This is a genomic window from Azospirillum largimobile (genome assembly GCF_977007025.2).
In genome coordinates, this window is sequence record NZ_CDRMUA020000002.1 from 827109 (window position 1) to 849880 (window position 22772).

20 protein-coding genes and 2 pseudogenes are annotated in these 22772 nt (G+C 67.6%); 21 read left to right on the plus strand and 1 reads right to left on the minus strand.

Translation table 11 applies throughout. From position 1 onward, the window contains the following. Positions 1–21: 21 nt before the first annotated feature. From ACWPKK_RS16970 to ACWPKK_RS17005, 8 genes and pseudogenes are all read left to right on the plus strand, one after another. A pseudogene (locus ACWPKK_RS16970) lies at positions 22–300 on the plus strand (LysR family transcriptional regulator); the annotation flags it as partial. A 285-nt stretch (positions 301–585) separates the two neighbouring features. Further along, the gene (locus ACWPKK_RS16975; protein WP_452006355.1) at positions 586–1398 is read left to right on the plus strand and encodes an ABC transporter permease subunit; all 813 of its coding nucleotides are present in this window, start codon (positions 586–588) and stop codon (positions 1396–1398) included. A 6-nt stretch (positions 1399–1404) separates the two neighbouring features. Then, positions 1405–2238 (plus strand): ABC transporter ATP-binding protein, encoded by an 834-nt coding sequence (locus ACWPKK_RS16980; protein ID WP_452006358.1) that lies wholly within the window; start codon positions 1405–1407, stop codon positions 2236–2238. Between the two features lie 50 nt (positions 2239–2288). Then, positions 2289–3413 (plus strand): LLM class flavin-dependent oxidoreductase, encoded by a 1125-nt coding sequence (locus tag ACWPKK_RS16985; protein ID WP_452006360.1) that lies wholly within the window; start codon positions 2289–2291, stop codon positions 3411–3413. A 60-nt stretch (positions 3414–3473) separates the two neighbouring features. Continuing rightward, positions 3474–4490 (plus strand): ABC transporter substrate-binding protein, encoded by a 1017-nt coding sequence (locus ACWPKK_RS16990; protein WP_324864286.1) that lies wholly within the window; start codon positions 3474–3476, stop codon positions 4488–4490. Between the two features lie 31 nt (positions 4491–4521). Next, positions 4522–5736: an acyl-CoA dehydrogenase family protein gene (locus tag ACWPKK_RS16995; RefSeq protein ID WP_452006365.1), complete on the plus strand. Its 1215-nt coding sequence runs from the start codon at positions 4522–4524 to the stop codon at positions 5734–5736. Between the two features lie 237 nt (positions 5737–5973). After that, complete coding sequence (locus tag ACWPKK_RS17000) at positions 5974–7707, plus strand: thiamine pyrophosphate-binding protein (protein ID WP_452006368.1); 1734 nt, start codon at positions 5974–5976, stop codon at positions 7705–7707. Between the two features lie 86 nt (positions 7708–7793). After that, positions 7794–7988 (plus strand): annotated as a pseudogene (locus ACWPKK_RS17005) (LysR family transcriptional regulator); the annotation flags it as partial. Positions 7989–8028: 40 nt separating this feature from the next. On the opposite strand, the gene ACWPKK_RS17010 reads toward ACWPKK_RS17005, so the two are convergent. Further along, the gene (locus ACWPKK_RS17010; RefSeq protein ID WP_452006370.1) at positions 8029–9069 is read right to left on the minus strand and encodes a CHAD domain-containing protein; all 1041 of its coding nucleotides are present in this window, start codon (positions 9067–9069) and stop codon (positions 8029–8031) included. On the opposite strand from ACWPKK_RS17010, the gene pstS reads away from it, so the two are divergent. From pstS to ACWPKK_RS17075, 13 genes are all read left to right on the plus strand, one after another. After that, positions 9068–10279, plus strand: coding sequence for a phosphate ABC transporter substrate-binding protein PstS (gene pstS / locus ACWPKK_RS17015; protein ID WP_452006682.1), 1212 nt, complete (start codon positions 9068–9070; stop codon positions 10277–10279). The two genes, ACWPKK_RS17010 and pstS, sit on opposite strands and share 2 nt — an antisense overlap. A gap of 69 nt (positions 10280–10348) precedes the next feature. Beyond that, the gene (locus ACWPKK_RS17020) at positions 10349–12061 is read left to right on the plus strand and encodes a Na/Pi cotransporter family protein (RefSeq protein WP_452006373.1); all 1713 of its coding nucleotides are present in this window, start codon (positions 10349–10351) and stop codon (positions 12059–12061) included. An 81-nt stretch (positions 12062–12142) separates the two neighbouring features. Next, entirely contained in the window at positions 12143–12427 is a 285-nt protein-coding gene (locus tag ACWPKK_RS17025; protein ID WP_324867617.1) for a hypothetical protein, read from the plus strand. A gap of 238 nt (positions 12428–12665) precedes the next feature. Further along, positions 12666–14072 (plus strand): aminotransferase-like domain-containing protein, encoded by a 1407-nt coding sequence (locus ACWPKK_RS17030; RefSeq protein WP_452006377.1) that lies wholly within the window; start codon positions 12666–12668, stop codon positions 14070–14072. Between the two features lie 112 nt (positions 14073–14184). After that, the gene (locus ACWPKK_RS17035; protein WP_452006379.1) at positions 14185–14619 is read left to right on the plus strand and encodes a DUF983 domain-containing protein; all 435 of its coding nucleotides are present in this window, start codon (positions 14185–14187) and stop codon (positions 14617–14619) included. A 54-nt stretch (positions 14620–14673) separates the two neighbouring features. Beyond that, entirely contained in the window at positions 14674–14814 is a 141-nt protein-coding gene (locus ACWPKK_RS17040) for a hypothetical protein (protein WP_324867610.1), read from the plus strand. Positions 14815–15287: 473 nt separating this feature from the next. Further along, positions 15288–16103: an IclR family transcriptional regulator gene (locus tag ACWPKK_RS17045; RefSeq protein ID WP_452006382.1), complete on the plus strand. Its 816-nt coding sequence runs from the start codon at positions 15288–15290 to the stop codon at positions 16101–16103. Positions 16104–16231: 128 nt separating this feature from the next. Then, positions 16232–16975 carry an SDR family oxidoreductase gene (locus ACWPKK_RS17050; RefSeq protein WP_452006385.1) on the plus strand — a complete coding sequence of 248 codons (744 nt, stop codon included), beginning with the start codon at positions 16232–16234 and terminating at the stop codon, positions 16973–16975. 59 nt (positions 16976–17034) lie between these two features. Further along, entirely contained in the window at positions 17035–17880 is an 846-nt protein-coding gene (locus ACWPKK_RS17055) for a fumarylacetoacetate hydrolase family protein (RefSeq protein WP_452006388.1), read from the plus strand. Positions 17881–17997: 117 nt separating this feature from the next. Then, entirely contained in the window at positions 17998–19584 is a 1587-nt protein-coding gene (locus ACWPKK_RS17060) for a sugar ABC transporter ATP-binding protein (RefSeq protein ID WP_452006390.1), read from the plus strand. 86 nt (positions 19585–19670) lie between these two features. After that, positions 19671–20654, plus strand: a complete 984-nt coding sequence (locus ACWPKK_RS17065; protein WP_452006684.1) for an ABC transporter permease — start codon at positions 19671–19673, stop codon at positions 20652–20654. 42 nt (positions 20655–20696) lie between these two features. After that, a complete protein-coding gene (locus tag ACWPKK_RS17070) occupies positions 20697–21641 on the plus strand; it encodes a substrate-binding domain-containing protein (protein WP_452006393.1) in 945 nt (314 codons plus the stop codon). Between the two features lie 105 nt (positions 21642–21746). After that, positions 21747–22772, plus strand: coding sequence for an aldo/keto reductase (locus tag ACWPKK_RS17075; RefSeq protein WP_452006396.1), 1026 nt, complete (start codon positions 21747–21749; stop codon positions 22770–22772).

The following is a 22772-nucleotide window of genomic DNA, read 5'->3' on the forward strand; positions in this document are numbered from 1 at the left end:
TAGGGAGTCGGCGAGTTGGCGATGCTCCCCACCAACCTCGACATGGACGTGCTGCGGGCGCTGGTGATCGCCATGGAGAATGGCGGCTTCGCCCGCGCCGCCGAACGGCTTGGTCGGACCCAGTCGGCCATCAGCCTGCAAATGAAGAAGCTGGAAGAGCAGGTTGGACAGCCACTGTTCCGCAAGGCCGGGCGCACGGTGGCGCTGACCGATGCCGGCGACCTGCTGCTCGGCTATGCCCGCCGCATCGTCGCCCTGAACGACGAGGCTCTGTCGGCCGCCCGCGGCCGGGCGATGGATGCCGGCACGGCATCGAGCGGCACAACGGCGGCGGGCGCCCATGGCGCATCACCTTCACCGGCCCCAGCCTCTCCGGCCTGTGGGCGGCGGTCGACCGGCTGCAGGGGATCCTGACGGAATCGACGGCCGGAGTCACGCGTGATGCAGGCGCATACAAAAAACAAATTTTTCTTGTTACTTAAGTTTTTCTCAACAGTCTTTCCTGTGTTTTTGTTTTCCCTATTCACATAATAGGGATACGCTTTCTCCCGTAGCCATCGCAACAGACCGGCCTCGGGAGAGAGCATGACGCCAGCCACCGCGATCCAAAAAACGGGACGCCGATCCCGCGCCTGGGCGCTTCCGGCGGGTCTCCGCCGCTGTGCCGTACCGCTGGCGCTGCTGGTGCTGTGGCAGGCCAGCGTCGGGTTCGGCTGGATTTCCACCCGCTCCATCCCGTCGCCCAGCCAGATCCTCACCGCTTTCTGGGACTTGGCGATCAGCGGCGAGTTGGCGGTGCATTTGCTGGTCTCGCTGGGCCGGGTCAGTGCCGGACTCGCCATCGGCGTGTCGGCCGGCACCGTCTGCGCCCTGATTGCCGGCCTGTCGCGACGGGGGGAGGATGCGCTGGACGCCCTGCTGCAGATGCTGCGCACCCTGCCCCATCTGGCGCTGGTGCCGCTGTTCATCCTGTGGTTCGGCATCGGCGAGACGCCGAAGATCGCCCTGGTGGCGCTCGGCACCGCCTTCCCGATCTACCTCAACCTGTTCGCCGGCATCCGCACCGTCGACGCCAAGGTGGTGGAGGCCGTCTCCACCCTCGGCCTGACCCGGTGGGAACTGATCGCCCAGGTCATCCTGCCGGGCGCCCTGCCCGCCTTCCTGGCCGGGCTGCGCTATGCGCTCGGCGTCGCCTGGCTCAGCCTGGTGGTGGGGGAGCAGATCAACGCCTCCAGCGGCATCGGTTATCTGGCGATGACGGCGCGGGAGTTCCTGCGCACCGACGTGATCATCGTCGCCCTGATCGTCTACGCCATCCTCGGCCTGCTCGCCGACCTGATCGTCCGCTTCATCGAACGCAGGGCGCTGGTCTGGCGCCCGGCCTTCATCAAGGAGTGACCCTCCATGAGCCACGCCCTCTCCCGGATTTCCACTCCGTCCAAACCCGTCGTCAGCGTCCGCGGCCTCATCCGCAACTTCGGCAACGGCAATGTGCTGGACGGCCTGTCGCTCGACCTCCAACCGGGCTCCTTCACCGCTCTGCTTGGCCGATCCGGCTGCGGCAAGTCCACGCTGCTGCGCACGCTGGCGAAGCTGGACCCGGCGCCGGAGGGCACCGTGCAACTGCCGGAAGAACGCGCGGTGGTGTTCCAGGAACCGCGGCTGGTGCCCTGGATGCGGGTGCTGCGCAACGTCACGCTCGGCCTGCGCCACCCCGACGCCGAGGAGCGCGGCCTCGCCGCCCTGGCGGAGGTCGGGCTGTCCCACCGTGCCCGCGCCTGGCCGCTGACCCTGTCGGGCGGCGAGGCGCAGCGGGCGGCGCTGGCCCGCGCCCTGGTTCGCGAACCCCGCCTGCTGCTGCTCGACGAACCCTTCGCCGCCCTGGACGCGCTGACCCGCATGCGCATGCAGGGTCTGGTGGAGACGCTGTGGCGCGCCCATGCCCCCGCCGTCCTGCTGGTGACCCACGACGTGGACGAGGCTCTGCTGCTTGCCGACCGCGCCGTCGTGATGGCGAACGGCAAGATCGCCGCCGACATCCCGATCCCCCTCGCCCGCCCGCGCCGCCACGGCGATCCCGGCTTCATCGCGCTGCGCTCCCGCCTGCTGGCCGAACTTGGCGTCGAGGAGGAGCATCTGGCCGCACGGGAACCGCAGCGCACCGACGCCAGAACCTCCGGCGCACTGCCCGGCGGCTACGGCCTGCCCACCGGTGCCGCCGCCGCGCCCAGCCTCTGACCACCGACAGCCTCCCATACCCTCGTCACCGAAAACAGGGGACCAACGCCATGACGTCCACTCACGATTCCGCCGCCCACCCGCTTCGCTTCGTCGGCTTCGTCGGCAACCACAATGCGTCGGAGATCATCCCGCGCCAGGGTCCGGTGGTGGATCGCGATTACATCGAGACGGTCGCCAAGGCACATGAGCTGGGCGGCTTCGATTCGGTGCTCCAGGCCTTCCACGCCGACGCACCCGACAGCCTGCAGGTCAGCCAGCACATCACCAGCGTCACCGACCGGCTGGGCGTGCTGATCGCCCACCGACCCGGTTTCCAGGCACCGACCATCCTGGCCCGCCAGCTCGCCACGCTGGACCAGCTGAGCCGCGGCCGCGTCGCCATCAACGTCATCACCGGCGCCGAGCGCAGCGAGCTCGCCCGCGACGGCAACACGGTGGACGACAAGGACGACCGCTATGCCCGCACGTCGGAATTCCTCGACATCGTCCGCGCCGAATGGACCAGCGACAAGCCCTTCGACTACCAGGGCCGCTTCTATCAGGTCGAAAAGGCATTCTCGCAGGTGAAGCCCTACAACCCGTCGGGCATCCCGGTGTGGATCGCCGGCGCCTCCGCGGCCGCCGTCGAGGTGGCAGGGCGCCATGCCGACACCTATGCGGTGTGGGGCGAAACCCATGATCAGGTGCGCGAGCTGCTGGCCCGCGTGCGTGCCGCCGTCGCCAAGGCCGGCCGTCCGCAGCCTGCCTTCAGCCTGTCTCTGCGCCCGATCCTGGCCGAGACCGAGGACGCCGCCTGGGCAAAGGCCGAGGCCACCTACGAGAAGGCCAAGGCGCTGCTGGAGAAGACCGGCTTCAGCCGTGGCGAGCTGCCGAACAACGAGGGTGCCCGCCGCCTGCTGGCCATCGCCGACAAGGGGCATCGCCACGACAAGCGCCTGTGGACCGCCATCGCCGGCCTGACCGGGGCCAAGGGCAACTCCACCTCTCTGGTCGGCACGCCCGATCAGGTCGCCGACGCGCTGCTGGATTATTACGACCTCGGCGTCACCACCTTCCTGATCCGCGGCTTCGACCCGCTGCCCGACGCCATCGCCTATGGCCGGGACCTTCTGCCGCGCGTCCGCCAACTGGTGGCCGAGCGCCGGCGCGCCCAGGCAGTCGCGGCGGAGTGAGCGTGCTGCTCCAGAAGCTTCCCCCCTTTGCTTCCCATCCATCGCGAAGGCCCACGAACAATGACCGCGAATTCGGCCCTTTCCCTACTGCGCCCATTGGCCCGCCCCCTGTCCCGCCGCGGCCTGATCGCAGCCGGCGCCGTCACCCTCGCCGCTCCCTTCGTCCTGCGCCGGCGGGCTGTGGCGGCCGAACCGCTGCGCCTGTCCTGGAATGCCGGCGCCGTCTGCTTCTCCGCCGTGCCGCTGGCGTTCCAGCTCGACCTGTTCAAGAAGCATGGGCTGGAGGTGGAACTGATCAACTTCACCGGTTCCACCGACCAGCTGCTTGAGGCCATCGCCACCGGCAAGGCCGATGCCGGCGTCGGCATGGCCCTGCGCTGGCTGAAGCCGCTGGAGCAGGGCTTCGACGTGAAGATCTCCGCCGGCCTGCATGGCGGCTGCATGCGGCTGTTCGGGGCGAAGGAGGCGGGGGTGAAGACCGTGCTGGACCTGCCCGGCAAGACCATCGGCGTCAGCGACATGGCCAGCCCGTCGAAGAACTTCTTCTCCGTCGTGCTGACGAAATTCGGCATCGACCCGAACAAGGACGTCGAATGGCGCCAGTTCCCCGCCGACCTGCTGGGGCTGGCGGTGGAGAAGGGTGAGATCCACGCCATCGCCGACGGCGATCCGCTGGTCTGGCGCCACACCAAGGACCCACGGATGGTGGAGATCACCAACAACGTCTGCGGCGAGTTCGCCACCCGCACCTGCTGCCTCGTCGGCGTGCGCGGCAGCCTGCTGCGCGACAACCGCCCGGCGGCCAAGGCGCTGACAACGGCGCTGATCGAGGCGCAGCACGCCGCTTATGCCGACCTGCGCGCCGCCGCAGCGGCCTACGCCCCCTTCGCTCCGAAATTCCCGGTGGAGGAGCTGGAGGCGATGCTGCGCAGCCACGCCCACAACGTCACCCCCATCGGCGATGAGCTGCGCCAGCAGCTGGCGCTCTACACCGACGAGCTGAAGAGCGTGTCGGTCATCAAGCGCTCCACCGACAGCCAGCGCTTCGCCGGGCGCATCACGGTCGACCTCGCCTGATTTCCACTCCACCCCAGCGGAACAGCCTGCCATGCCCTTCGATGACCTGCCCTTCCCGGCCGCCAAGTTTGGCGAGCCCCGCACTGCTCCGGTGGTCGACCCGTCGCTGATCGCAGCCCTGTCGGCGGAGTTCGCGCAGCGCGCCGGCGAGCATGACGCCGCCGCCAGCTTCCCGTTCGAGAATTTCGACCGGCTGGCGGATGAGGGGATGTTGGCGCTGGTCACGCCGGAGGCGGCAGGCGGCAAGGGCGGCGGGCTGGGGGATGCGCTGGCAGTGGTGAACGGCATCGCCCGTGGCGAGCCGTCCACCGCGCTGGTGCTGGTGCTGCAATATGTCATCCATAACCAGCTCTGGCGCGGGTCCGCGTGGCCGGAGGCTCTGCGCGACCGCATCGCCCGCTCCGCCGCGACAGACGGTGCCCTGGTCAACATCCTGCGGGTGGAGCCGGAGCTGGGCACGCCTCACCGCGGCGGCCTGCCGGCGACGATGGCGCGCAAGGTGCCGGGCGGCTGGCGCATCTCGGGAACCAAGATCTACTCCACCGGGATTCCGGCTCTGTCCTGGCTCGGCGTCTGGGCGCGCACCGACGATGCGGAACCGCTTGTCGGCACCTGGGTGGTTCCGCGCGGCAGTGGTTTGGCGGAACAGGGGATCGAGGTGCGGGAAACCTGGAACCACATCGGAATGCGGGCCAGCGGCAGCCACGAGGTGGTGTTCCACGACGTCTTCGTGCCCGACGACCATGCCGGAGAGCTGCGCCCGCCCGCCGGCTGGGCCGCCCCCGATGCGGTCGCCACCGCCTGGATGTCCGCCCTGTTCAGTGGCGTCTATGACGGCATCGCCCGTGCGGCACGCGACTGGCTGATCGGCTTCCTGCAAGCCCGCAGGCCGACCGGGCTCGGCGGGGCTTCACTGGCCACAGTTCCCCGCCTGCAAGAGGCGCTGGGCGGGATCGAGGCGCTGCTGCTGACCAACCGCATCCTCCTAAGCTCCCTGTCGGCGGCGGTCGATGGCGGCACTCCGCCCTCGCAGAGCGACGCACTGCTGGTGAAATACACGGTGACCAACAACGCCATCGACGCGGTGGCACGGGCTCTGGAGGTCACCGGCAATCCCGGCCTGTCACGCGACAATCCATTGGAGCGCCATCATCGCGACGTGCTGTGCGCCCGCGTCCACGCCCCGCAGAACGACATGATTCTGACCAGCGCCGGGCGCACCGCCCTTTCACCGCAAAGCCCGTGAGGAAAAATTCATATCCTGTTGTGAAGGATGCACACGGTATCCGTCAGCATTTTACAATATTGACGACGATCATGGTTCAAATTTTGCTTACCTGCATTGGCTCTATGAAGATGTGGGACGATTGCCAACGTGGACCGCCTGTGGAACCATGCGGCGAGCGTTCATCATTGCCAGCCGCGCAAGCCGCCCCTTTGCCACGCCGCTTGAGCGACCAAGTCCCGGAAGGGAGCGATCGCGATGAAGAAGACCGCGGCCTGGTTGGCGGTGCATGCCCTGGAGCAGCTGGGCGTCCGGTATATTTTCGGCATCCCGGGTGTCCACACCACCGAACTCTATGACGAACTGAACAGCAGCGCCCTTATCACGCCGGTCCTGGTGACCCACGAGGGTGGGGGCGCCTTCATGGCCGACGCGGTCAGCCGGGTGTCCGACACCGGAATCGGTACGCTGGTGATCGTGCCGGCGGCCGGCTTCACCCATGCCGCCAGCGGCATCGGCGAGGCGTTCCTCGACGGCATCCCCATGCTGGTGCTGACCGGCGGCATCCGTAGCGACACCGGGCGGCGCTACCAGTTGCACGGCCTGGACCAGCTTGCCTTGGCGGCAGCGCTGACCAAGGCGGCGTTCAGGGTCGAACGGCACGAGGACGTGGTCCCCACCCTCTTCGACGCCTATCGCATCGCCACCGGCGGCCAGCCCGGCCCGGTGCTGGTCGAGATTCCGCTCGATCTGCAGCTGTTCCCCGGCGAGGCCGGCGCGGTGCCGCGCTGGACGCCGCCTCCTTCCCCGCCGCCGCCCGATCCGGTGCTGATCAGTCGCGCCGCAGACCGTCTGCTGGCAGCTGGACGCCCCGGCCTGTTCGTAGGCTGGGGCGCACGCGCCGCCACCGGCCAGATCGCAGCCCTGGCCGAATTGCTGCACGCGCCGGTAAGCACCACCCTGCAGGGGTTGGCCAGCTTTCCCGCCGATCATCCCCTCCATGCCGGCTTCGGTTTCAGCCCGTCGGCGGTCCCGGCAGCCCGCAACGCCTTCAAAGGCTGCGATGCCTTGCTGGCGGTGGGCACCCGCTTCGGCGAGATCCCGACCGGCAGCTTCGCGGCAGCGGTGCCTCCGGCACTCATTCACGTCGACATCTGCCCCGAGGTGATCGGCGCCAACTATCCTGCCGAGACCGGCATCGTCGGCGATGCCGCGACGGTGCTGACGGCGCTGGTCGAGGAGATCCGCCGCCGTGGCGGCCGGGCCGGCGATGCGGACGGGCTCGCCCGGCAGATCGCGCGCGACAAGGCTGCCTGGCGCGAGGAATGGTATGCCCACGACAGCCGGGGACGGGTCAACCCCGCACGCTTCTTCGACGAGCTCCGCCGGCAGATGCCCGACGACGCCATCGCGGTTCTGGACGACGGCAACCACACCTATCTCGCCGCCGAGCTGTTTCCCATCCATCGCGGTGGCCGCCTGCTGACACCCAGCGACTTCAACGCCATGGGCTACGCCGTGCCCGCCGCCATCGGCGCCAAGCTGGCCCGGCCGGAGAAGGACGTGTTCGCCGTGGTCGGCGACGGCTGCTTCATGATGACCTGCATGGAGATCGCCACCGCGGCGGCACACGGGCTGGGCGTCGTCTTCTTCGTCTTCCGCGACGGCGAGCTGTCCCAGATCGCCCAGGCCCAGCAGATCCCCTACAACCGCAAGCCCTGCACGACGGTCGGCGTGCTGAACGTGGCCGGCGTGGCCCAGGCGACCGGTGCGGCCTATGTCTTCATGCCCGACGACGCCGGCATCGCCGCGGCCGTCGGCGAGGCCCGCGCCCAGGCGAAGCACGGCCCGGTGGTGGTCGAGGTCGCCATCGACTACGGCAAGCGCACCGCCTTCACCAGCGGCACCGCCAAGTCCACCTTCCGCCGCTTCCCGCTGTCGCAGCGCCTGCGCTTCGCCGGCCGGGCCCTGCTGCGGCGTGCCACGGGTTAGAGCCCCCGCTTGGGGGGCGATCTCGTGCATCGGTGCTCCCGGAATGCCCTGCTCCTGCCGGCTGCCGGCACATCGGGTGCCCTGGCGCGTTATCGAGCCATGATCTCGCCGACGGCACGCTCGTCCATTGGGGCGATGTCGATGCGCCCGATATCGCGCTGTCGACGCTTTATCCGTCACGCTGCCTGCTGAGCGCCCGGGTCTCGGCCTTTCTTGATCATCGGAAGCGCGCGCTCCCGAACGGGACGGCCGAGGAGCTTGCCGCCTATATCGGCAGGTGAGCCTCGCCGATAGTGTTTCTCGTCGCGCCCCCGTGCCGCTTCACACCCAGATCGCCCAGTAGGTCTCGATGCGGTCGAGGAAGCAGTCCGTCCGTTCGGCGAAGATCTTTCCTCCCAGCGGAACGCTTTTCCGTTCGAGTGCAGCGTGACGCCGTTCGACCGCCGCCTTCAGAGCCGCGACCGTGTCGTCGTTCAGTTCCGCCTCGGTTGCCGCGTGCAGCAGGACGGCGAGGTCATGATGGTCGCCCAGCCGTTCGCTGAGGTCCTCCAGTTCCCCGCCGAGACAGCCGAGCGGCCCCGGCCAGACCGGCTCGATCAGGCGGACCGAGTACCAGAGATTCTTGACCTGCTTGCGCCATTCATGAGCGGTTTCGGAGGTCTGAAAGGCATTGTTCCGCATGGAGCGCCCGGTCCGGTAGATCCGGCGGAGGCCGGGACGGAAGACGTCGAACCCCCGTTCCGAAATCGACAGGTCTCCCGCTTCCGCTTGAGCGGAGCGCAGCATGGCAACGACCGGTTCGAAGCCTTCGGCACTGTTCAGCTGCTCGGCCTCGATCCTGCGGCAGCGCTCGACAAGATGTTCGCGGAACGCAGCGACACCCGCGGTTTCCAGCTCTTCTTGCGAATGCGAGCGCAGCTTGTCCAGGGATTGGATGATGACCGCGCTGTCGCGGGCCCCGGCAAGCCCACCCTGGGCGTCACGGATCGCGGTGTTGAGCCGCCGGAAGGCCTTGCCGCCCACGGCTCCCCGAGCGAGCCGCAGGGCGGCGCGGGCCTTCTTGCACGCCTTGCGGGCGTCGTGCACGGCCTTGTGCCGGGAAGAGCCGGCATCCTGAAGAGCCTCGGCGGCTGCGCCGAGCTGCTCGCTGATGATCCGGCGCACGGCTGCATCGGTGGTTTCGTCCCGAACCAGTTCATACCCCATGCCGGTGCTCGTCCTTTCATTGCAACGGGCCGCTCGGCCCATGGTCAGGAGGAGATGACCGGGCCGCTCCCCTCCCGTCGCCCGGACACAACAGAGGAGGGCGCGAACGGTTGCGGCGGTTGCCGGCTCCGGCGGAGATTTGCCGTTGGCCGGCATGTCGCTCCGGCACGCATTGGGAATTCGGATAGGTATTCCGCTCTTTGGCGATCCCGCATCGCGCTGTCATCTGTTCGTCACCGACGACAAATACGATCCCAGTCAAAATAAAACCCGGAAAACCGGCTCCTTTCTTCTAAGCGATGGGTGCGGAATGCCACGGTTCCTGCTGGCTGTACTCGCATGCTTAAGCGTGATGACAGTTGTCCCGGCACAGGCCGAACCCGTCGCCGGGGCCGGGTCGACCTTTGCCTTCCCCCTGTTGCATCAGTGGGGCGAGCGTTTCCGGACGGCCGAGGCCGACGGCGGCGATTTCCCGTCCCCGGACGGCGGACTTGATTATGAGCCGGTCGGGTCCCTGGCCGGCACGATGCGGGTGATCGCCGGCGCGGTGGATTTCGCCGCTTCCGATGTGCCGCTCAACGGCGAAGATCTTGATCGCCACCGGCTCATGCAGTTCCCCATCGCGATGGGCGGCATCGCGGTCGTCGCCAACCTACCCGCCGCCCCTCCGGGTTCCGGCGTCGCCAAGCTGCGCCTCTCGGGCGCGGTTCTGGCCGACATCTATATGGGAACCGTCACCTCCTGGTCGCATCCAGCACTCACGGCGCTCAATCCGGGGCTTCCCCTGCCCGACCAGCCGATCACCGTCGTCCACCGCGCCGAGGGATCGGGAACCACCTATAATTTCGCCGCCTACCTCGCGCAGGCAAGCGCACCCTGGCGCGAGCGCATCGGTGTCGACACCGAACTCCGCTGGCCGACCGGCACCGGGGTACGTGGCAGCCAGGGCATCGTCGAGACGGTCAAGGCGATCCCCGGCGCCATCGGCTATGTCGAGGCCGGACAGGCGGCGCGGGCGGGATTGCCGGTTGCGGAGATGGGCAACCGGGCCGGCCGGTTCGTCGCCCCCTCCCGCCAAACGGTCGAGGCCGCCGCGGCGAGCGCCGACTGGAGCCGGGCCCCCCATTTCACCCTTCTGCTGGCCGAGGCCACCGCCACCGACGCCTACCCGATCGCCGCCACCGTCTTCGCACTGATGCCGCGGGACCGGATCGACAGTGGGCAGGGACGGCGCACCCTGAGATTGTTCGACGCGGCATTGACGCTGTGGCAGCAGGACGCCGCCGACCTCGGCTACGTGCCGCTTCCGGCTCCCCTGGTGGCACTCGTCCAGGCGTCCTGGGTTTCCGCCGCTTCCAGCCGATGACACAGGATCCCGACCGGAACCACCCGCGACCGTCCGCTCCCGCAAACCGAGCACGGCAAGGAATCCATCATGCAGGTTGATGTCTTCACCCAAATCATCGTGCCGGTCCTCGGCGGGCTCGGCATCTTCATGCTGGGGCTGGAGTTCATGTCGAACGGCATCCAGGCGGTCGCCGTAAACAGGATGCGCGCCCTGCTCGCGACCTTTGCCGGAACCCCGGTCAAGGGCGTTCTGGCCGGCACCTTCATCACCGGCATCATCCAGTCCTCCACCGCGATGACGGTGATGACCGTCGGGCTGGTCAACGCCGGCGTGGTCGGGCTGCGCCCGGCGATCAGCGTCATCATGGGCGCCAACATCGGAACGACGCTCGGCAACGGATTGATCGCGCTGCCGCTCGGTCCGCTCGGCCTGCTGCTGGCCGGCGTCTTCGCGCTCGTCCATATCTTCGCGAAGTCGGAGAAGACGAAAAACATCGCGCTCGCCTGCATGGGCTTCGCCCTGATCTTCTACGGTCTCAACCTGATGACCGGGGGACTGCGCCCGCTGCGCGGGATGCCGGAGGTGATGTCGGCGATCTCGTCCCTGCAGGCGGAGGATTTCGGCGGGCTGCTGGTCTGCGTCGCCACTGCGGCCCTGGTCACGGCGATGATCCACTCCTCGTCGGCCACCATCGGCATCGTCATGGGGCTGGGCTCGGCCGGCATCCTCGATTGGCAGACCGCGGTCGCCTTCTCGCTCGGCGCCGATCTCGGGACGACCATCACCTCCTGGCTCGCCTCCCTGAACCTGTCGAAGAACGCCAAGCGCGCGGCCTACGCTCATATCGCCTTCAACATCATCGGCGTCTGCGTGACGATCCCCCTGTTCTTCATCTCGATGGAGGTGCTGCGCTTCGCCATGCAGTGGTTCGGCGGCGACCCGTCGGTTCCGGTGGTGGTGAACGGGAAGGAGACCTACCCGCTGGTGCCGATCGCCATCGGCCTCTATTCGACCGTCTTCAACATCTTCAACGTGCTGCTGCTGTTCCCCTTCATCGGGGTGTTCGAACGGGTGCTGCGCCACATCGGCCACGACTCCTCGGAGGATATCGAGGATTATTCGATGCCGCGCTATCTCACGGCGGACCGGCGCGGCGATCTCGCCGCCGGCATCCCCGCCCTGCAGAAGGAGATCGCCCGCCATCTGGAGGCGAGCACCCTGTTCCTCGCCATGGCGAGTGCAGCGCCCCATGCACCGAAGGACCCCGGCGCGCACCGCATGGCGATCGGCATCCTCAGCCGGAACATCGGCACCTTCGCCGCCACCCTGCTGAAGCCGGACCAGCCCTACCCGCAGGCGGACTTAGTCGCCAGCCTGATCGAGGAGGCGGATTTCGCCGAAAGCCTCGGGGAAACGCTTCATCAGGTGGCCCTGCGCGTGAAGGAGGAGGATTTCTCCCCGCAGGGCCGGGACCTGGTGTCCGGGCTGGTCGGCCGGCTGGACGAGGCGATGAGGGCGTTGCAGCCGGGCGCCTCCCAACTGGGCGCCTCTCAGCCGGTCGAGGCCGGCCGCCGTGTCGAGGCGCTCGCCGCGCTGCGCCGCACCTGCCTGAGCCATGAGGGGCTGAGCCCGCGCGAGCGCGGAACGCTGCTCGGCCTGCTCGGCAGCGCCGAACGTGCCTTTCTGCTGATCGAACGGTTGGATGGGGAGCGGCGGTCGGTCGACCGCAGCAGCGTGCTGTCGCAGATGTCGGTCGGCGACACCGCCCCCGACATGGACCCGCGCCCCGCTCTCGCGTGACGACCCCGAAATTGGAGGGATTGCGAAGGTCCTGCCCGCCGCCATATCCGGAAAAATGGCTTCACTGTCCAGGAATGCTCCATGAAAATGCTCCATGTTGCGGCCATCATCGGCGGCATCGCCCTCAGCATCCCTGCCTCGGCACAGACCCCGCCCGCGCCGGACCTCGCCCGGCAATTTCCTGACCTGCTTGCGGAGGCCCGCAAGAAAGTCCCCTCCCCCTCAGAGGCAGGCACCATAAACACCACCCTGTCCACCGCGGAGGGAGCCTGGAGCAAGGGCGACTGGAGAAGCGCTGTGTCCTACCTGAATTTCGCCCGCGGCCGCCTGGGATTGAGCCTGATCGCACCGGGCCAGCCCGGGTAGAGCCCGCGCGACCCGCCGACAGCTACCGTCGAACAGGACGCGGAAGAAGGCTGTTCCCGGCTGGCCGGTCAAGATCGGGCGACCGCCGATCCCGCCGGAGAAGTTGCGGCGGGCGCTGCATCAACCCTTTTTCCGCGTCCTGCCGGCGTCGCGAGCTGGTGAGTGAGAGCATGAATTTCCTTTAGCTGCATACAATTCAGGACTACGATGCCGCATTGTATGTAGATGAGGGTGATGCGTGTCGCGCTCCGCTGACGATCTGGTTTGGGTGCCGACAATCGATCGCTCGGCAGGCCCGGTGTACCGCTCCATCGCCGATGCCCTGGAAGAGGGCATTCGGGCAGGGCAGGTCACACAGGGGACTCGCCTACCGCCGCAGCGTCTCCTTGCCAGGAAGCTGGGCGTCGATTTCACGACCGTTACGCGCGCCTATGCCGAGGCGGCCCGACGCGGTCTGGTGGAAGGGCGCGTCGGCCGGGGCACTTTCGTGTGCGCAAACCGAGCCGCACCGCCGATGCCGCCCGACCCCCGGCAGGCGGCGCATCCCGCCGATCTCCAGATGAACGCGCCGCCTCTGCCCATGGGGCCGGGCTTGCAGGACGACCTGCGGCACGACATGGGCGCCTTCGCAGCTGAGTTGGACCTGGATCTGCTGCTTCGCTACCAGCAGGTCGGCGGCAGCCAGGCCGACCGTCAGGCCGGGGCGCGTTGGCTGGAAGGCCGCTTAGCCGTGCCCGCGGAGCGGGTGCTGGTCTGCGCGGGCGCACAGGGCGCCTTGCTGGCCTCGCTCAGCGTCCTGTGCGAGCCGGGCGACGTGGTGTGCTGCGAGGCACTGACCTATCCCGGCTTCCGCAGCTTGGCGGCGCATCTGCGGCTGCGGCTCGCGCCACTGGCCATGGACGGCGACGGCCTGCTGCCCGAGGCCTTCGAGGAGGCCTGCCGGACCCATCGCCCCAAGGCGCTGTATTGCACCCCGACCTTGCACAATCCCACCACGGCGACACAGCCGCTGGATCGACGCAAGGCGTTGGTGGCCATCGCGCGCCAGCATGACGTGCGCATCATCGAGGATGACGCTTACGGCGCCTTGGCACCCGATGCGCCACCTCCTCTGGCGGCGCTGGCGCCCGAGTCCGTCTTCCACGTCTCCGGCTTGGCCAAATCTGTCTCACCGGCACTCCGCATCGCCTACCTCGCCGCTGCCGAGCCCCGCCAGGTTTCCCGGCTGGCCGCGGCTGTGCGGGCTACGACGGGCATGGCGTCGCCGCTGACCACGGCGCTGGCGACACGCTGGATCGACAATGGCAAGGCGGCGAATATCGTCGCGGGCATCAGGCAGGAGACGGCGGCGCGGCATGCGATCGCGAGGGAAACGCTGCCGCCAGGGGCCATCGTGGCCAGCCCTTGTGCATTCCACCTATGGCTAAGGCTGCCTGACGAGTGGACCCGCGGTGAGTTCATCATGCGCCTGCGTGGAGCGGGGATTGGTATCGTCGGCAGCGATGCCTTTGCCGTGTCGACGCCGCCGGAGGCTGTCCGTGTCGCGCTCGGGGGCCCGAAGGACCGCCAGGGTGTGCGCGAGGCATTGCGGCAAGTGGCCGACCTTCTTGCCGAGGCACCTGCCATGTCTTCCATGGTTGTATGAATCCCGCCGGCATATTGCATGCATTTGGGTTGACATTGCAGGCCACCAGGGAGCATACGATTTCCCATTGTATGCAGACATTGTCTGCCATTGCCTCGCGAAGGAACACGCGATGTCATCCGAACAGGAGTGGCCGCCTCTTCCGCCTTTCAGCACCGGCCTGCGTGGTCGCTGCCCACGCTGCGGCCAGGGTCATCTGTTCAGCGGCTTCCTGACGCTGCGCCCCCATTGCGAGGTCTGTGGCCTGGACTACTCCTACGCCGATCCGGCCGACGGCCCCGCCTTCTTCGTCATCTGCTTCGCCTGCATTCCCACGGTCATCCTGGCGTTCTGGATCGAGGCGAAGTTCGAGGCCCCTTACTGGGTGCACCTTGTCACGACCCTGCCGTTCCTGTTGCTGACCTGTATTCCGCCCTTGCGGCCGTTGAAGGGTTGGCTGGTGGCCAGCCAGTACTTCTACAAGGCCGAGGAAGCCCGTTTCGGTACAGCCGCGCCAACCCGGCCTCCTGTGGCCCCGCCCGCAGGCAAAGACTCGCACTCGACCTGACTGCCGTCACGTTCTCCTGACGATAGATGGTGTCATAGCCTGGAGATATTCAAAATGTATGACTGGTTTCCTTTGGTCTTCTTTCCGTTCAAGATTATTGTTTTAGGCACGGGCATGTTCTTCGCCATCAAGTGGCATCACGATCAAGCGAAGAAGGAGCGGGCGAAGAAGAATAACGAAACCGGCAGGCCGTAAGCGCCGGCCGAACACACCCTCGAGCCACGGTCGAGACCTCGGATATCGAAGCCTGGTCGCCATGAATGGACTGGGCCTAGGCGAGGCTTTGAAGCGGCATGGAACAAGGGGCTCTTCCAAGTTTTGTGTGACCAAACAGAAGTTGAGCGGGTGGCGCTGAACAGCCGGCAGTAGCGCAATCTCCTTCACGGGCCAGGACCGCCATATGAAGGGAACTCTTCTTCATCATGGTCGCGCCCTTGAACATCTCTCTGTCATCGATCGGCTTTCTGCCCAATCTTCAGGTCCTGGATCACATCGATCAAAGCTTCCATCGGACCGCCGTGCGTGCACAGCCAGTTCCTGCCTCGGTATGGCGTTGTCAGGTCGGCGTTGGGCGCCGATGTGGCTGGCCAGTCCGGCATTGTATTTCTGATGAAACGGGAGAAACATAGGTAAAACGCACCGACATCGGCACAGGAGAGGATGCCAGCGTGAGCGGGACCGACATCGATCCGACGGATACGCCTGACGAGTTGCCCAATGCCCCCGATCGCGAGCGGCGATATTCGGCCCCGGCGCTGGAAAAGGGGCTGGACATCCTGGAGTTCCTGTCCGAATGCCGTGCCCCCCAGTCGTTGCAGCAGATCGGCGACGGGGTGGGGCGGACCAAGGGCGAAATCTTCCGCATGGTCTCCGTGCTGGCACAGCGCGGCTACATAGAGCGGCTGGAGGGCGATGATCGTTTCCAGGTCACCGACCGGCTGTTCCGGTTGGGCATGAACCGGCCGGTCAACCGGTCGCTGATCGAAATCGCCCTGCCCTTCATGAACGCCTTCGCCGAGACGACCGGCTATTCCTGCCATCTTGCGGTCAAATCCGGTACCCAGATTGCAGTGGTGGCGCGTGTGGAGAGCACGAGCCACATCGGCTTCACCGTCCGCATCGGCTACCGCCAGCCCCTGATCCTGACCGGTTCCGGCCATTGCCTGATGGCGTTCATGAGCGCCCGCCGCCGCCATATCCTCTATGAGGAACTGCGGCGCGAGGATCCCTGGATTGACCTGGATGCGCTGGGCCGGGCGCTGGACGCCATCCGCGCCGCCGGCCATGTCGCCCGCCCCAGCGGCATCACCGAGGCCGTGGTCGACCTGTCCTGTCCGGTGATCGACCGGCGCGAAGGCGGCGCCATCGCCGCCCTCACCTGCCCATACCTGCGCACCCGGCAGGTTCCGAAGGAGCCGGAAGAGATCGTCGCAGCCCTTGACGAGGCCAGTCGGCGTATATCGGAAAACTTCTCCTTCGACTGACGGGGCGATTTACAGGCGCAACGCCGCTGTGTATATAAAACATACGATCCGCAAAACAGATTGTATCGGCAACGATGCATGCGGCGGCGGCCCGGCCAGCCGGACATCGAATGGGGGAACACACGGCCATGACCGCCAGATTGCAGGGAAAGACCGCCGTCGTTACCGCCGCGGCGCAGGGCATGGGGCGCGCCGCCGCGCTGGCCTTCGCCGAGGAGGGCGCCAGCGTGGTGGCGACCGACATCAACGACGGCCTGCTGTCGGAACTGGCCGGGATGCCCGGCATCACCACCCGCCGCCTCGACGTCTGCGACCCGGCGGCGATCCGCGCCTTCGCGGCGGATGTGCCGGCGCCGTCGGTGCTGTTCAACTGCGCCGGCTATGTCCATGCCGGCACGGTGCTGGACTGCGACGAGGATGCCTTCGACTTCGCCGTCACGCTCAACGTCCGCTCGATGTACCGGATGATCCGCGCCTTCCTTCCGGGAATGCTGGAGGCGGGCGGCGGATCGATCGTCAACATGTCGTCGGTCGCCTCCTCCATCATCGGGGCGCCGAACCGCTTCATCTACGGCACCACCAAGGCGGCGGTGATCGGCCTGACCAAGTCGGTTGCCGCCGATTACGTCACCCGCGGCATCCGCGTGAACGCCATCTGCCCCGGCACGGTGGACAGCCCCTCGCTGCATGACCGCATGCGGGCGCTGGGCGATTACGACACCGCGCGCGCAGCGTTCATCGCCCGCCAGCCGATGGGCCGGCTGGGCACGGCGGAGGAGGTGGCGAAGCTCGCCGTCTATCTCGCGTCCGACGACTCCTCCTTCATGACCGGGCAGGCCATCGCCATCGACGGCGGCTGGTCCAATACCTGACCGGCACCCGATCGGCCCGGCCGGTCCGCAATCACGACAAGAAACTCGGGAAACGCTCGATGAAACTTCTGCGCCATGGCCCGCGGGCGGCCGAGAATCCTGGACTGCTGGACGCCCAGGGCCGCATCCGCGACCTGTCCGCCCATGTCGACGACATTGCCGGCCGCTGGCTGCTGCCCGAAGGATTGGCGGAGATCGCGGCATTGCCGGTGGACAGCCTGCCGGTGGTCGACGCCTCCACCCGCCTGGGTCCTTGCGTGGCAGGCACCGGCAAGTTCGTCTGCATCGGCCTCAACTATTCCGACCATGCCGCGGAAACCGGGGCGGCCGTCCCGTCGGAGCCGGTGATCTTCATGAAGGCGACCTCCGCCATCCAGGGTCCGGACGATCCGGTGGAGATCCCGCGCGGCTCGACCAAGACCGACTGGGAGGTGGAGTTGGGGGTCGTCATCGGCAAGACCGCCAAATACGTGTCGGAGGCCGAGGCGCTGAACCATGTCGCCGGCTATTGCGTCGTCAACGACCTGTCGGAGCGTGAGTTCCAGATCGAGCGCCAAGGCCAGTGGACCAAGGGCAAGAGCTGCGACACCTTCGGTCCCATCGGCCCCTGGCTGGTGACGAAGGACGAGGTTCCCGATCCGCAGGCGCTGGACATGTGGCTGGAGGTCAACGGCCACCGCTACCAGAACGGCTCGACCCGGACGATGGTCTATGGCGTCGCCCACATCGTCTCCTACCTGTCGCAGTTCATGAGCCTCCAGCCCGGCGACGTCATCTCCACCGGCACGCCGCCGGGCGTCGGGCTGGGGCTGAAGCCGCCGGCCTACCTGAAGCCTGGCGACCGGATCGAGCTGGAGATCCAGGGCCTCGGCCGTCAGCGCCAGCAGGTGTACGCGGCGGAATGACGCCGTACCGGCCGTGACCTGACGAACGGCACTGCCGGCCGGACCAAGCGGTTTGCTCGACAACGCAGCCAGACGGTGCGGCCCGGAAATGCCGGACGCACCGGATGGGGAGGTGCCATGCAGCAAGCGTCGCTCGACACGGCCCCCGGCCGGTTCCGCCATGGTTTGGCGGGAACCGAGCTGCTGCGGCTGGACAGCATCATCAAGCGGTTCCCCGGCGTGCTGGCGCTGGACGGCGTCGGCTTTGACCTGCGCCGGGGCGAGGTCCACGCGCTCTGCGGCGAGAACGGGGCCGGCAAATCGACGCTGATGAAGATCATCAGCGGCCAATACCAGCCCGACGAGGGCAGAATCACTTACAAGGGCGAGGTCCGGCGCTTCGCCTCCTCGCTCGACGCCGAGCGGGCGGGCATCGCCATCATCCACCAGGAACTCAACCTCGTCCCGCATCTGAGCGTGGCCGAGAACATCTTCCTGGCGCGGGAGCCGAAACGCGGCTGGCCCGGCAAATGCTTCGTGGATCGCGCCGCGCTGCGCCGGCAGGCCCAGGCCTGCCTCGACCGGCTGGGCGTCGACATCCGCCCCGAAGCGCCCGTCAAATCGCTGTCGGTCGCCCAGTGCCAGATGGTGGAGATCGCCAAGGCGCTGTCGCTGAACGCCGAGATCGTCATCATGGACGAGCCGACCTCGTCCCTGACCGAATCCGAAACCGCCCTGCTGTTCCAGGTGATCCGCGAACTGAAGGACCAGGGGGTGGGGATCGTCTACATCTCCCACCGGCTGGACGAGATGGCGCTGATCGTCGACCGGGTGACTGTGCTGCGCGACGGCCGCTACGTCGATACCCGCCTTTTCGCCGAGACCTGCATCGACGAGATCGTGGCACTGATGGTCGGCCGCTCGCTGGACGACAAGTTCCCGGAGCGCACCTCCGTTCCGACATCCGACGTGCTGATGGAGGTGCGCGGACTAACCCGCCGCGGCGTCTTCCACGATGTCGGGTTCGAGTTGCGGCGCGGCGAGATCCTGGGCTTCGCCGGGCTGATGGGCGCCGGCCGGACCGAGGTGGCGCGGGCGATCTTCGGCGCCGACCCGCCGGATGCCGGAACCATCCGGCTGGGCGGCCGCGAGATCACGGTGAAGACCCCGCGCGACGCCATCGCCCACGGCATCGCCTACCTGTCGGAGGACCGCAAGAGCCATGGGCTGGCGGTCAAGATGTCGGTCACCCAGAACCTGACGCTGGCCAACATGGGCGCGGTGTCCAACGCGCTCGGCTTCATCGACCGCAAGGCGGAGGAACAGGCGGCCTGGCGCTACATCCAGATGCTGTCGATCCGCACGCCGTCGCCGCATCAGGTGGCCCGGCTGCTGTCCGGCGGCAACCAGCAGAAGATCGTCATCGCCAAGTGGCTGTTCCGCCAGTCGCGCATCCTGTTCTTCGACGAGCCGACGCGCGGCATCGACGTCGGCGCCAAGTTCGCCATCTACCAGCTTCTCGACCGGCTGGCCGCCGAGGGGATCGGCGTGGTCCTCATCAGCTCCGAACTGCCGGAGATCCTCGGCCTGACCGACCGTGTCGCCGTCTTCCACGAAGGGCGGATCACCGCCGTGCTGAACACGCGCGAGACCAGCCAGGAAGACATCATGCATTTCGCCTCGGGCCATGGCCGCCCGGCGGCGCCGGGAGCCGAAACGCCATGAGCAATCCCACCACCAAGCTTCTTGAGACAGCCGCTTCCCCGCGCCGGCCCACAAGCGACGGCCCGCAGGCGATGAATGGCCGGGTGATGAACGACCGGCGCAAGGATCTCATCCAGAAATTCGCCGCGCTCGCCGGGCTTCTGGTTCTGGTCGCCGTCTTCTCCATGACCAGCGACGCCTTCCTCAGCGTCGGCAACGGCATGACCATTGCCTTGCAGGTGACGTCCATCGCCTATCTCGGCATCGCCGCGACCTGCGTCATCATCACCGGCGGCATCGACCTGTCGGTCGGGTCCGTCCTGGCGCTGGCGGGCGTGGTGGCGGCGCTGGCGGTGAAGGCGGGGGCGCCGGTGCCGCTGGGCATGGGGCTGGGCATTCTGGTCGGCGCCTTCTGCGGCCTGCTGAACGGGCTGTGCGTGACGCGGCTGAAGCTGCCGCCCTTCATCGCCACGCTGGGCATGATGATGGTGGCGCGCGGCGTCGCCTTGCAGATCACCGGCGCCCGCGCCGTGTCGGGCCTGGGCGAATCCTTCGGCGAGCTCGGCAACGGCGCCATGTTCCGCATCGTCCGCATCGGCGAGGACGGCTTTCCCGACGTGGTCTTCCCCGGCATCCCCTATCCGGTGGTGCTGATGGTGGTCATCGCCATCGCCGTCGCGGTGATGCTGAGCCGCACCACGCTGGGCCGCCACATCTACGCCGTTGGCTCGAACGCGGAGGCGGCGCGGCTGTCCGGCGTCAACGTCGCCGGCGTCACCCTGTTCACCTATGTGCTGTCCGGCACGCTGGCCGGCCTGACCGGCTGCGTGCTGATGTCCCGTCTCGTCACCGCCCAGCCCAACGAAGGCGTGATGTACGAGCTGGACGCCATCGCCAGCGCGGTCATCGGCGGCACCTCGCTGATCGGCGGGGTCGGCACGATCTCCGGCACCGCCATCGGCGCCTTCGTGATCGGCATCCTGCGCAACGGGCTGAACATGAACGGCGTGTCGTCCTTCACCCAGCAGATCATCATCGGCCTGGTCATCCTGCTGACCGTCTGGATCGACCAGATCCGCAACCGGCGCTGACCGGCTCGTCCAAAAGCAAACGATCCAACAGGGAGTGAAACCATGAAGCGCTTCGTTTCGGCCTGTCTGGCGTCCGCCATCGCTCTCGCCGCCGGCTCGGCGTTGGCTGCGGATAAAGAAATCGCGGTGGTGGTGAAGACCGTGAACTCCACCTTCTGGCAGAATGTGCAGAAGGGCGCCGCCACTGCCCAGAAGGAGGCGGACGGCTACACCATGACCTTCCAGGGTCCGGCGGCGGAATCGGCCATCGCCGATCAGGTCAACATGGTGGAGAACGCGGTGAACCGGAAGGTCGCCGGCATCGTGCTGGCCCCCTCCGATCCCGACGCGCTGGTCCCGGTCCTGAAGAAGGCGTGGGAGGCGAAGATCCCGGTGGTGCTGATCGACTCCCCCGTTTCCGACGCCGGCAAGCAGTATTACCAGGCCATGCTGTCCACCGACAACGTCAAGGCGGGCGAGCTGTGCGCCAAGGCGCTGATCGACAAGGTCGGCACCAGCGGCAGGATCGCCGTCATGTCCTATGTCGCCGGCGCCGGGTCGGAGATCGGCCGGGTCGGCGGCTTCACCAAATACATCAAGGACCATTCCAAGCTGGAGATCGTCGGTCCCTTCTATTCGCAGTCGCAGATGGCGACGGCGCTGAACCAGACCACCGACGTGCTGGCCGCCAACCCCGACCTGAAGGGCATCTTCGGCGCCAACGAGCCGACCGCCATCGGCATGGGCCGCGCGCTGGCCCAGAGCGGCAAGGCCGGCCACATCGTCGCCGTCGGCTTCGACGGCAACCAGGATCTCCAGGGCTTCGTCAAGGACGGCACGCTGGAAGCCATCGCCGTCCAGGGCTCCTACCAGATGGGCTATCTGGGGGTGCAGACGGCGGTCAAGCTGACCAAACGCGAGAAGGTCGAAAAGGCGCTCGACACCGGCGTGGTGCTGGTGACCAAGGCCAATCTGGCGACGCCGGAAGCCCAGAACGTCCTGTACTGAGCCCCGCATCCTCTTCTCCTGGCCTTGGGCGTGCGCGGCGCCCGGTCCCTCGCCGCGCACGCCACTTTCTCCCCTATCGCGTTCTTCGCAGTCGAGGCGATCCCGATGAATTTGACCGACCGCCGCACCCTGCCGCGCTCCGGCCTGTCACTCCCGGTGACGGGGCTCGGCTGTGCGCAGTTGGGCGGGCTCTACCGCCCCACCGATCCGGCCGAGGCCGATCGGCTCGTCGAGGCGGCCTGGGATGCCGGCATCCGCTATTTCGACAGCGCCCCCTATTACGGCTATGGCCGGTCGGAGCGGCGGCTGGGCGCCGCGCTGTGCGACCGGCCGCGCGACGACTTCGTGCTGTCCACCAAGGTCGGCCGGCTGATCCGCCCGAATGCCGACGGTGCGCGGGTCCATGGCGTCGATGCCGACGGCTGGGCCGATCCCCTGCCCTTCCACCCGGTCTATGATTACTCCCGCGACGGCATCCTGCGCTCGGTGGAGGATTCGCTCCAGCGCCTCGGCCTTGCCCGCATCGACGTCCTCTATGTCCACGACATCGGCCGTGTCACCCATGGCGATGCCCATGCCCATCACTGGGACGCGCTGACACGCGGCGGCGGATTCCGTGCGCTGGAGGAGTTGCGGAGCGACGGCGCGGTGGCGGCGATCGGCCTGGGCGTCAACGAATGGGAGGTGGCGCTGGATGCCATGAGCGAAGTCGATCTCGACTGCACCATGCTGGCCGGCCGCTACACCCTGCTGGAACAGTCCAGCCTGTCGCCCTTCCTGGAGCGCTGCCTCGCCACTGGCACGCGGATCGTCGCCGCCGGGGTGTTCAATTCCGGCATCCTCGCCGGCAATGGCAAGTTCAACTATGCCGACGCCCCGCCGGAGACGGTGGCGCGGGTGGAGGCGCTCGCCGCCGCCTGCCGCGAGTTCGACGTGGAGCTTCCCGCCGCAGCATTGCAATTCCCGCTGGCCCATCCGGCGGTGGCCTCCTGCGTCACCGGGGTGCGCAACGCCGGCCAGTTGGCGACCAACCTTGCCTGGGCACAGGCGCCGATCCCTGCCGCCTTCTGGCAGGCGTTGAAGTCACGCGGCCTGCTGGATGAGGCGGCGCCTGTTCCGGTGGAGGGGTAA